Source organism: Bacillus sp. GZB (genome assembly GCF_001975995.1).
In the GTDB taxonomy this organism is placed as follows: Bacteria; Bacillota; Bacilli; order Bacillales; family Bacillaceae; genus Bacillus; species Bacillus velezensis.
Genome location: NZ_MTQG01000010.1, coordinates 962,400 through 975,821 on the forward strand (window position 1 = coordinate 962,400; position 13,422 = coordinate 975,821).

The following is a 13,422-nucleotide window of genomic DNA, read 5'->3' on the forward strand; positions in this document are numbered from 1 at the left end:
GTGAAGAACTTCAATAAGCAAATCACTTTATCGCTGAAAAATCCGTTTATTTTACATCATGACGTTTACGGACAAAAAGTCCTTCCGGGATTGGCTTATATTGATATGTTTTATCAGATTTTCAAAGAGCGCGGCTATTCATACGACGGGCTTCAGCTGCGCCATTTATCCATATATCAGCCGCTTATTGCGAAAGAAGACAGCGCCGTCAAGCTTACGGTTGAATGTACAAAGGTAAAAGAAGGGCGCTGGAAACTTACCGCAAAAGGGGCTGAGGTCAGCGGCGGACGAGTTCAGGCGGAAGAACGTATTTACGTCAAAGCGGAAATGCACGAGACGGCACCCGCAGTTTTCAGTGACACGCTTGATCTTGACTCTGTCAAACGCGAGGCGGAACGCACAATCAATTTAAATGAGCTGTATGCACAATGCAGAAGCCAGGAATTGGTTCACAGCGGATATATGAAAGCAGAAGGAGAAGTGTTTGAGGAGCGGGATGGCGTCACCTTTGATGTATCGCTCGGAAAAGACGCGATGGGACAGGCCGGAGGGTTTTTGTTCCATCCGACTCTTCTTGACGGAAGCGGCGTCGGCGCAAACCTATTGATCTCATCGTTGTTAAATGGGGAAAAGAGGCTGTTTCTGCCTCTTTTCTACGAATCTTTTACAGCTTCTGAACCTTTGCAGGCCGGCTGCATCACGAGAATCAAACGTTCGTCGCTTCGGCAGGAAAAGGAGCTTATTTACATTACACTGGAGTTTTTTAACGCATCCGGCCGGAAAGTAGCCGAGCTGAAAGATTTCACAAGCAAGCTCGTGCGGGATGCCGAGCTGATCAATACAGACCGTAAGCCTGCTGAGAAGTCTCCTGAAAAAGCCGGTTTACCGGAAGTTGCGGCATCGCTTGAAGGCGGACACCCGCATGAGGAAGCAGAGCGGTATGTCATGAATCTGATGGCGGAAAAAATCGGCAAGCCGCTTGAACAGATTGATTCTCAAGTCGGCTACTATGAAATGGGGCTGACATCGTCCGGACTGCTTGACGTCGTCGAAACGATCAGCGAAAAAATCGGCGAAACCCTTTCTCCGACTTTGCTGTTTGAATATACGACGGCAGCAGAGCTGGCGGCTTTCCTGACTGAGCAGTACGGGAGCCATTTCAGCGCGTCTCCGGCAAAAATGGAGAAGCCGGTTGAGACGCAAACAGAAAAAAGGCGGAAAAGCAGTGTTCCGCAAGATGAAGATATCGCGATTATCGGCATGGCCGGCCGCTACCCGCAGGCCGAAAATATTCATGAATTCTGGGAAAACCTGAAAGAAGGAAAAAACTGTGTTACCGAAATTCCGGAGTCTCGCTGGGACTGGCGCCGGTTTGAAAATGTAAAGTCGCCTTCCGGGAAGAGCATTTCAAAATGGGGCGGATTTATTGATGATCCGGATTGCTTTGATCCCCAATTTTTCCGGATTACGCCGCGGGAAGCTGAAACAATGGACCCTCAAGAACGGCTGTTTTTACAAACATGCTGGGAAACGATTGAGGATGCCGGATATACGCCGAAGTCGCTCGCAGAGGCGCGCGGGCGGAATAAGAGACAGCGCGTCGGCGTCTTCGCAGGGGTGATGCATAAGGATTATACGTTGGTCGGTGCTGAAGCTTCTTCCAAAGATCATGTATTCCCGCTTTCTCTTAATTATGCGCAAATCGCAAACAGAGTTTCATATTTTTGCAATTTTCACGGGCCGAGCATGGCGGTCGATACGGTCTGTTCGTCTTCGCTGACTGCGGTTCACCTTGCTGCGGAAAGCATTCGGCGCGGGGAATGTGAATCGGCGGTTGCCGGAGGGGTCAACTTGTCGCTGCATCCGAATAAATATCTGACATACGGTTTATGGGACATGTTTTCAACAGACGGGGTTTGTCATACATTCGGGAAAGGCGGAGACGGCTATGTACCGGCTGAAGGAATCGGTGCCGTTTTATTAAAACCGCTGCGGGAGGCGGTAAAAGACGGAGACCGGATTTATGCGGTGATAAAGGGCAGTGCCGTCAATCACGTGGGGACAGTGAGCGGAATTTCCGTGCCGAGCCCTGTCGCTCAAGCCGATTTGATTGAAGAATGCCTGGACAAAGCGGGCATCGATCCGCGCACGGTCAGTTATATTGAGGCGCACGGAACGGGAACTTCTCTCGGCGATCCGATTGAGGTTCAAGGCCTTGTCAAAGCGTTCCGCCAGTACACACAGGACAAACAGTTCTGTTCGATCGGATCAGTGAAGTCCAATATCGGCCATGCGGAGTCGGCGGCGGGCATCAGCGGCTTAAGCAAAGTTGCCCTGCAGCTTCACCATAAAACTTTGGTGCCGTCTCTTCATTCCGAGGAGCTGAATCCGTATTTAGATTTTGAACAATCACCGTTTTACGTCCAGCATCATACCGAAGAGTGGCAGCAGCCTTCAGTGAAGGAAAACGGAAACGAAACCGTATATCCCCGGCGTGCTGGGATCAGTTCTTTCGGGGCGACAGGTTCAAATGTGCATCTCATTCTGGAAGAATTTATTCCGGAAGAATCACTCGGAACAAATGCTGAACCGGCGGAAGGACAGACATTCATTTTCCCGGTTTCAGCCCGAAATGAAGAACGGCTAAAAGAGTACGTTGCGAAGCTGTCTGCATTTATTCATCCCGGCCTGCCGCTTGAGGATGCGGCGTATACACTTCAGATCGGCCGTGAACAGATGGAGGAGCGGGTTGCGTTCACCGCACAGAATATAACACAGCTCAAAGAGCGGCTGGAAGGCTTTCTGGCGGGTAAAACGGTCAGCGGGTGCTGGCGGAACCGAGCTGATAAAACGAAACAGGCAGAGCTTGCTCCGGACTTGATACATAAATGGCTTTCTTCCGGAAGTCTGGAGATGATTGCTGAGAAGTGGGCCGGCGGAGGAACAATGGATTGGAATCTCTTATACGGAGAAAACAAACCGAATCGGGTCAGCCTGCCGACATATCCGTTTGAAAAAACACGGTATTGGGTGCCGAAGGCGGAGAATAGAGAATCTCTGCCGCAAAAAAATGCAGGCATGCTGCATCCGCTCCTGCATGAAAATGTATCAAACATGTCAGGCGTCCGTTTCCGCTCTGCGTTTAGCGGCGGAGAATTTTACCTGAAAGATCACGTCGTCAAAAACGAGCGGACGTTACCGGGCGCGGCTTATCTGGAAATGGTTAGGGCGGCTGTTGAACACGCGGCAGAAACGAAGGAAGAAGGAACAGTCCGTCTGAAACATGTCGTATGGATACGTCCGTTTACAGCGGCGGATGAGTCCGCAGAACTGTATCTCCGTCTTTATGACGAAGAAAATGGGGAGATGGGATTTACGGTTTACAGTGAATCGGCTTCCTCGGAACAAGAGTCCGTTCTCTATGCGCAAGGAAGCGCGGCGTTTGTCCGAGCGGGCGAACCGGCCAAAATCGAGATTGACAAATTAAGAGAGTCACGCCGTCTGATCACACCTGACGCTTGCTATCAGGCATACAAACAGATGGGGATTGAATACGGGGATGCTCACAAAGCGGTCACGGAAATCTATGCAAAAGACAGCAAAGTGCTCGCAAAGCTCTCACTCCCGTCATCTATTTCTCATACAAAAGATCAGTTTGTCCTCCATCCGAGCCTTTTGGATGCAGCCTTCCACGCGACAATCGGGTTAATGCTTGACAGAGACGGGACTGACATACGCCCGATGCTGCCGTTTGCTCTCGAACAGATTGATGTGTTGAAAAGCTGTAAAAGCGATATGTGGGTATCCATTGCGTACAGCGGTGAAAGCAAGCCTGAAGATGCCGTGCAGAAGCTGGATATTGATGTATGTGACGAACAAGGCAATGTATGTGTGAAAATGACTGGTTATTCCGCACGGGAAATTGAAACGGATAAAACAGATACACTATATTTTGAACACGTATGGGAAGAGAAGGCCGCTGTACATGAAAAAGCGCCGATCCATTTCAAAGCCCGTCACGTGATGATATCTGACCGGTTTACGGATCAAATGAACAGCATACAGACAGACTTCAGCTGTCATGTGCTCCGTGATCAGCATAAGAGTGAAGACGAACGGTTTGAGGCTTGTGCGCTTCAAGCGTTCGAAGAAGTGAAGAAAATCCTCGCTTCAAATTCCGGCGGGCGCGAGCTCATTCAGATTGTCGTGCCTCAAGAAGCGGATACGCAGCTCCTTTGCGGCTTAACGGGGCTTTTGAAAACAGCGGCGCTTGAAAACCCGAACCTGACCGGCCAGCTGATTGAATTGGAGCCGGACGTCAAGGCAGACACGCTGTCACGATATGTAAAAGAATGCAGCGCTCATCCTGATGACAAGCATATTCGCTATGAAAACGGCAGGCGCTATACGGCACAATGGCAGGAAACAGGGCTTGAACAGTTCGGCGCCGAAAAGCCGTGGAAGGATAAAGGTGTTTATCTGATCACAGGCGGTGCAGGCGGTCTCGGATTTTTGTTCGCCAAAGAAATCGCCCGGCATGCAAAAGACGCCGTTCTTATTTTAACGGGGCGTTCTCTGTTGGATAACCGTAAAAAAGCCCAGCTTCAAGAACTGTCCGATCTCGGCGCGCAAGCCGTGTACAAACAAACGGACATAACGGAAAAACAAGAAGTTCAATCGCTCACAGCGGACATTTGCCGGCAGTACGGCGGATTAAACGGTATCATTCACAGCGCCGGAACGATAAAAGACAACTATATTCTGAAAAAGCACAAGGATGAAATCCGTGATGTACTGGCGCCGAAAGTCTCCGGACTGGTTCATCTTGATGAAGCGGCAAAGGACATTGAGCTTGATTTTCTGATTCTTTTCTCTTCTGGAGCCGGAAGCGCCGGAAGCGCGGGCCAGGCTGATTATGCGATGGCCAATGCGTTTATGAACGCCTTCAGTGAAAAAAGAAACCGTAAAAAAGCCCGAAATGAACGCTATGGACACACCCTTTCAATTTGCTGGCCGCTTTGGAAAGACGGCGGCATGACGGTTGATGCTGAAACGGAAGCCATGCTGACAAAAGAAAGCGGCATGGTCCCTATGCAAACAGAAAACGGCATTCATGCTTTGTACCGCGGGTGGGCGGCAAACACATCCCAAGTCATGGTGACGGAAGGCTACGCCGCAAAAATCCGGGCGTTTCTGAAAAAATCAGCGGATGATCAGCCGAATAAGGGCAGCGAAACGGAAGAAACGGCAGGTCTTACAGCAGGCGGAGAGAACATGCTTGCAGAAAAAACGGAGCATTTCTTGAAACAAGTGCTTTCGGAAGTGACCAAACTTCCTGTCGGCAAAATTGACGCCAAGGCGCCTATGGAAGATTACGGTATTGATTCGATTATGATTATGCATTTGACGGGCCGGCTGGAAAAGAGCTTCGGTTCATTATCAAAAACTTTGTTTTTCGAATATCAGAATATCGAATCGCTGGCGCAGTATTTTATGAAAGCACACCGGGACACGCTGCTGGAAGTGACCGGGATGAAAACAGAAGAAACCCCTGCAGCCAAACCGGCGCTGTCTGAGAAAGCGAAAGTAAAGCCCGTTTCCAAACGGAATGAAGGCAAAAAAGGCTTTGCGCAAGTCCGTCCAGACACGCGGAAAAATCAGCAGCTGACGGAGCGTGAAGATATCGCGATTATCGGTATGTCAGGACGATATCCGCAGGCCGAAAACCTTCAGGAATTTTGGAAGAACTTGAGTGAAGGCACTGACTGCATAACCGAAATTCCAAACGATCGCTGGGATCACAGTCTTTATTACGACGCTGATAAAGATAAAGAAGGCAAGACGTACGGAAAATGGGGAGGATTTTTGAAAGACGTGGACAAATTTGATCCGCAATTCTTCTCTATTTCACCCCGGGATGCAAAATTGATGGACCCGCAGGAGCGGTTATTCCTGCAATGTGTCTACGAAACGATGGAAGATGCCGGTTACACGCGCAAAAAGCTCACGGAAAAATCGGGTGATTTGCTTGGCGCCAATGTCGGTGTTTACGTCGGCGTCATGTATGAGGAATATCAGCTTTACGGAGCCGAAGAACAGGCGCGCGGAAAATCGCTTGCGCTGACCGGAAATCCGTCATCAATTGCGAACAGGGCTTCCTATGTATTCGGTTTTAACGGTCCGAGCATGGCTCTGGATACGATGTGCTCTTCTTCTTTGACAGCCATTCATCTGGCATGCCAAAGCTTGCGGAACGGGGAATGCGAAGCAGCATTTGCCGGGGGCGTCAATGTATCCGTTCATCCGAATAAATATTTGATGCTCGGTCAGAACAGATTTTTATCAAGCAAAGGCAGATGTGAAAGTTTCGGAGAAGGCGGAGACGGTTATGTGCCCGGTGAAGGAGTGGGCGCCGTACTCCTTAAGCCGCTTTCTAAAGCAAAAGCGGACGGTGATCATATTTACGGCCTGATCAAAGGAACGGCCGTGAACCATGATGGAAAAACAAACGGGTATTCCGTACCGAATCCGAACGCCCAAGCCGCGGTGATCAAACAGGCGTTAAAAGACGCGGGAACCGATCCGAGGGCGGTCAGCTACATCGAAGCCCACGGCACCGGGACTTCACTCGGCGATCCGATTGAAATCACGGGTCTGACAAAAGTCTTCTCAGAACAAACACAAGATAAACAGTTTTGCTCTATCGGCTCAGCGAAATCCAATATCGGGCACTGTGAAAGCGCGGCGGGCATCGCGGGGCTGACGAAGGTGCTGCTGCAAATGAAATACAAGAAGCTTGCGCCGTCACTGCATTCCCGGACGCTTAACCCGAATATTGATTTTCCGAGTACGCCGTTTAAAGTGCAGCAGACGCTTGAAGAGTGGAAAAGACCGGTCATAAATGATAAGGAATTGCCGAGAACCGCGGGACTTTCCTCATTCGGAGCCGGCGGCGTCAACGCTCATATCGTCATCGAAGAATATTCCGCTGATGAGGATAAGGAGACGGCTTTTGCCGCGCCTCATCCGTCGATGATCGTCCTTTCCGCGAAAAATGAGCAACGGCTTCAAAAACGGGCGGAACGTCTTCTTGATGCGCTGCGGAGCGGGCGTTACCGGGAAGCGGATCTGAGCCGGATCGCATATACGCTTCAAATCGGCCGTGAACCGATGGAAGAGCGTCTCGGAATGATTGTCAGCAATTTGCGCGAGCTTGAAGAGAAGCTTGACGAATTTACGGGCGGCAAGGAGTCAATTGACCAGCTCTACCGCGGACAAGTCAAACAGAATAAAGACACGATGGCGCTGTTTGCGGCTGATGAGGACATGGAAAAAACCATTGAGGCATGGCTTGAAAAAGGCAAAGCCGCAAAGGTATTAGAGCTTTGGGTGAAGGGTCTTCCGCTGAATTGGGATAAGCTGTATCAAATGGGCAGACCGCAAAAAATCAGTCTCCCGGCCTACCCGTTTGCAAAAGACCGTTATTGGATCGACATATCAGCAGATGCAGCTGTCAAAAAACCGGCCGACACACAGTCTGCGCCGATCGCACCGGCGGCCGTCCCGGAACCGGTCATTGAAGTAACAACTCTTCACGAGGAGACTGCCAAAGAAAAACCGTCAAACATTTCATTGCAGCCTTTGAGCGGCGCGAAACCGAAAAGAACCGTACAGTCTGTTTCCCGTCCGGCGGTTTCCGCTGAAAAAGTAAGTGCCGTATTGACCGAAAGTTTGGCAGACGTTTTATATATGGATGCCGACGATATCGACGCAGACGACACATTTATTGATATCGGCATGGATTCAATTACCGGTCTTGAATGGATAAAGGCCGTTAATAAAACGTACGGCACGTCTCTTACGGTGACGAAAGTATATGATTATCCGACAATCCGCCAGTTTGCGGCCTTCTTGCAAAAAGAGCTCGGAACAGAACCGATCCTTGAGGAAGCAACCGAACCGCAGAAAACAGAGGCCGTGAAAAAACCGTCAAACATCATGCTGCAGCCTTTAAACACTTATAAACAGCAGGTAATCCAAGCAGAAGCGGATATTCTGGAGGCGATGTCTGAAACGGCAGCTTCCGCCGAACCGGAAGAACCGATTGAAGCGGTGCATGACGAGTTATCAAAAGCACTGGCTGATGTATTGTACATGGAGCGGCATGAAGTAGATATTGATGAGGCCTTTATTGACTTGGGTATGGATTCGATTACCGGTCTTGAATGGATAAAGGCCGTCAATAAACGGTACGGCACGGACTGTAACGTAACGAAAGTGTATGATTATCCGACAATCCGCCAATTTGCCGATTTTCTGCGTACGCAGCCGTCCGTCCGCGGCAGAAAAAAACAGGCGGTTCCCGTACGTCCAAAGCCGCTTACGCAGCAACATGCCCTGCAGGAGAAAACACCTGCCGAGCCTGAGAGATTAACGGTTCAAAAGGAACCTGAACCGGTGCAGGCCAAACGGGAGCCTAAAGATGAGATAGCGGACGCGATAGCCATCGTCGGCATGTCGGGCAAGTACCCGGATGCGCCGGACCTAAAGACGTATTGGGACAACTTAGCCCGTGCGAAAAACGCCATTCGCGACATCCCGCTTTCCCGCTGGGATGTAAACAAATACTATGATCCGGCCTTAAACAAGAAGGGCAAAGTATACTGCAGATCAGTCGGTATGCTTGACGGTATTGAAGAGTTTGATCCGCTGTTCTTTAATATATCTCCGTCTGAAGCGGAACTTATGGACCCGCAGCACCGGATATTTTTACAGGAAGGTTTTAAAGCCTTTGAAGATGCGGGCTACAGCTCAAAAGAATTAAACGGGAAAAATTGCGGCGTTTATTTGGGGATTATGAACAATGAATATGGCATGATGTTAAACAAACATCAGACAGGAGGAAGCGCGACGGGCAACAGTTTCAGCATCGCGGCGGCCCGCCTGCCTTATTATCTCAATTTGAAAGGGCCGGCCATTCCGATTGATACGGCATGCTCTTCATCTCTCGTCGGGACTCATTTGGCGCGTCAGGCGCTGTTGAATCATGAAATTGACATGGCGCTTGTCGGCGGTGTCACCTTGTATTTAACGCCTGAATCATACATCAGCATGTGTGAAGCCGGAATGCTGTCTCCTGACGGCCAATGTAAAGCATTTGATAACAGTGCGAACGGATTTGTGCCCGGCGAAGGCGCGGGGGCGCTCGTTTTGAAGAGGCTGAAAGATGCGGAAGCCGATCAAGACCATATTTACGGAGTCATTATCGGATCTGGAATTAACCAGGACGGAAAAACCAACGGCATTACCGCACCAAGCGCGAAAAGCCAAATGGATTTAGAGCGTCAAGTGTATGAAGCGCACAACATCCACCCTGAGAGCATCACCTATGCGGAAATGCACGGCACCGGCACAAAGCAGGGGGATCCGATTGAACTAGAAGCCCTGTCTTCTGTATTTAAGGAAAAAACGGATCGCAAACAATTTTGCGCCATCGGTTCGGTTAAATCGAATATTGGGCATACGTCGGCGGCGGCAGGTGTAGCAAGCGTCCAGAAGGTTCTGCTGTCGATGAAGCATCAGCAGCTTGTGCCGACCCTTCATTTCAGCACGCCGAATGAACATTTTGATTTCGATGACTCGCCTTTATTTGTCAATACCGAACTCAAACCTTGGGAAACAGGCGGAGCACCGCGGCGGGCCTGTGTCAGCTCATTCGGCTACAGCGGCACAAACGCTCATCTCGTTATCGAAGAGTATCAGCCGAAAGACCGGGGAAGCCGTAAGCCTGATGAGACAAACATTTTTGTGCTGTCGGCGAAAAAAGCGCCTCAGGTAAAAACCTATGCCGAGTCTGTGATCGAATTTGCAAAAGCCAATCAGAATATCAATCTTTCAGATATGGCGTACACGCTTCAAACCGGGCGTGATGCGATGGATTACCGTCTTGCGGTTACAGCCGGTTCGAGAGAAGAACTGGTCAGCCGTTTAACCGATTTTGTAAACGGAAATACGGGTGAAGGGATATATCAAGCCCATATCAAAACGGCTAAAAAAGAAATCAAAGCATTTGAAACGGACGATGACCTGAAGCAGCTTGTGAGGTCATGGTTCGATAAGAAAAAATACGCCAAAATAGCAGAATTGTGGGCCAAAGGGCTCCAGATGGACTGGGACAGACTCTATCAAGGCGAAAAACCCCGCAGAATCAGTCTGCCGGCTTATCCGTTTGCGAAGGAGCCGTACTGGCTGCCTGAGCCGAAAGTCATACCGCAGGAAACAGAAGACCGGCGCGAGGCTGTGCTTTTAGAAAAGCAATGGGTTCCGTGTGAGATCGATTCGGCCGGTGAGAAAAGCGGCAGGACGGTCATGATTCTGGCTGATGGAAGAACAGCGGAGCTAGCCGAAGAGACTGCAAAGCATTTCGCTGACTCATTCATTCTCCCGGTCGATTCGGCTGACACTGCAGCTAGCGATTGGAATCACATAGATGGCGCAATCGATCTGACGGGATGCGGAGACGAAGACCCTTCACTGGAAGGGATCAGCCGGCTCCAGACTCTGATTGATACAAGCCGCCGGCAGGCGCGGCCGCTGACGCTGCTATATGTAACAAAAGGCTTGGAGCCATTTCAGCAGAAAACGATTCATCTTGCAGGAGCGGCAAAAAGCGGCCTGTACAGAATGCTTCAAAATGAGTATCAAAACGTGACGTCCAGACACATGGATGCCGATACAGATACGGATCAGCAGACGCTTGCCAAACAGATTGCAGATGAATTTGCGGCGGACAGCACAGAACCGGAAATCTGCCGCCGAAACGGACAGAGATACCGTGCTTTATTCAGGGAGATTCCAAGCGGGAAGCGAGCAGAACATAAGCCCGCACCGTTTCCTGAAGACCATGTGCTTTTCATTACCGGAGGCACGAGGGGACTGGGTCTCTTATGCGCCCGCCATTTCACAGAAAAACACGGCGTGAAAAAAGTAGTGCTGACAGGCAGGGAGCCGATTCCTCCCCGCGATGAACGGTCAGCCGTTAATACGAGGCTGAAAGAGAAGATACGGGCGATTGAAGAGCTTGAAGCAAAAGGAGTGCAGGTGGCGGTGATCAGTCTGAAATTGTCTGATCATGATGCGGCGGCAGCGGAAATTGAAACGATCCGGCGCACGATGGGACCGATAGGCGGCGTCATTCACTGTGCGGGATCGGTTAATTCAGTAAATCCGGCGTTTATCAGAAAGACTGCCGACGATATACAAGAAGTGCTGGAACCGAAAGTCGCCGGGCTTCAAACATTAAGCAGCCTTTTCACAAATGATCCTTTGAAATTTTTTGTCTTATTTTCTTCAGTATCTGCAGTCGTTCCGGCGCTCGCGGCGGGACAGTCGGATTATGCGATGGCAAATGCGTACATGGATTATTTCGCGGCGGCTCATCAGCATCAATATCCGTTAGTCAGCATTCAATGGCCGAACTGGAAGGAAACCGGATTGGGTGAAGTCCGCACAGAAAGCCTGAAGCAGACCGGGCTGCTGGGACTGTCCAACGCGGAAGGACTTGACTTGCTGGACCGCATTTTATCTGAAAACATCCGCCCGTCCGTTCTGCCGGCTATCATTGATCGGAGCGAATGGCATCCTGACAGGCTGCTCTGTCAAGAGAAAACACAAAAAGCCGTAGTAAACGGCAAAGCCGCTGAAAAACATTCAGACAGAGAACTGCTTCTTGATACGAAGGCGTGGCTTGTGAAACTGTTTTCCGATGAGCTGAAAATCGCTCCGGAAGAACTGGAAACAGACGAACCGTTTCAGGATTACGGGGTTGATTCGATCATTTTAGCGCAGCTTTTACAGCAAATGAATCAAGCGCTCAAAGAGGACTTAGATCCGTCTGTTTTATATGAACATCCGACGATTGACGCGTTTGCCGAATGGCTTGTATCCAATGGGCAGCCGCTGCTTGCAGAAAGGGAGGAGCCTGATACACAAATCTTGGTTCCGGCTGCCGTACAAACGGTTCACACTGAACAAAAGCGTGATGCCGTAACTGAAGACATTGCCGTCGTCGGAATGAGCTGCCGTTTTCCGGGAGCGGAATCGTTAGAACAATATTGGGACTTGCTGAGAAGCGGCAGGTCCGCAATCGGCTTCGTCCCGGCGGAACGTTTCGGATATGCAAATCAATACGTTGCGGGATTGATTGACAATATGGATCACTTTGATTCCGAATTCTTTTTCATTCCGGAAAACGACGCGAAAGCGATGGACCCTCAGGCATTGGCGGTGTTGGAAGAGAGCTTGAAACTTTGGTGCCATGCCGGCTATTCCCGTGAAGAAATCAAGGGTATAGAGGCCGGTGTGTATATCGGAGGCCGCAGCCAGCATCAGCCTGATCCTGAAATTCTTGCGAATACCCGCAACCCGATCGTTGCGGGCGGGCAGAATTATTTAGCGGCAAACGTTTCGCAATTTTTTGATCTGCGCGGGCCGAGCATCGTGCTTGATACGGCTTGTTCATCGGCTTTGACAGGAATGAACATGGCCGTTCAGGCACTGAGGAGCGGCGATATCAAAGCGGCGGTAGTTGGCGGTGTCAGCCTGCTGAACACGGATGCGGCGCACCGGATGTTCCAAGAGCGCGGGCTGTTAAACGAAAAGCCGGCATTTCACGTATTTGACAAGCGTTCAGGCGGAGTTGTCCTCGGTGAAGGCGTCGGCATGGTGCTGTTAAAAACAGTAAGCCAGGCGCAAAAAGACGGCGACACGATACACGCGGTCATTAAGGCCGCCGCCATGAACAATGACGGCAGAACGGCAGGCCCGTCAGCTCCTAATATGCAGGCGCAAAAAGATGTCATGCAAAGCGCGCTTTTCAAAAGCGGCAAAAAGCCGGAAGACATCAGTTATATCGAAGCAAACGGATCGGGTTCCGCTGTAACTGATTTGCTTGAGCTGAAGGCGATTCAATCCGTATACCGCTCTGGCCAGCATGTTCCGCTCGGCATCGGGTCAATTAAGCCGAACATCGGGCATCCGCTTTGCGCAGAAGGCATCGCAAGCTTCATTAAAGTCGTATTAATGCTGAAGCATAAACAAACGGTTCCGTTCCTCTCAGGAGATGAACCGATGCCGCATTTTGATATAACAAAGACAGATTTTCATTTTCATAAAACAGCCGGCGAATGGGATGCATCCAGACCGTCAGCAGCCATCAACTGCTTTGCCGACGGCGGAACGAACGCCCACGTCATTCTGGAAGCTTGGGAAGAAAAAGATACCCGAATGAAAAGAAAGCCGCTGCCGGTACCGTCATTAAGACGTAAGGCTCTGGTAAAAGAACCTGACGTACTAGCGGAGAAACAAGAGCTTCCTGCGAAAAAAATGTTTTGGAAAGCATTTAAATGAGAGAGGAGTGGGAAG

Annotated in this window: 1 protein-coding gene; it reads left to right on the forward strand. The window is 50.2% G+C overall.

The window, feature by feature from the left end:
• Window positions 1-13,407 (forward strand): type I polyketide synthase, encoded by a 13,407-nt coding sequence (locus BXO87_RS04960; protein WP_076851234.1) that lies wholly within the window; start codon window positions 1-3, stop codon window positions 13,405-13,407.
• Window positions 13,408-13,422 lie beyond the last annotated feature (15 nt).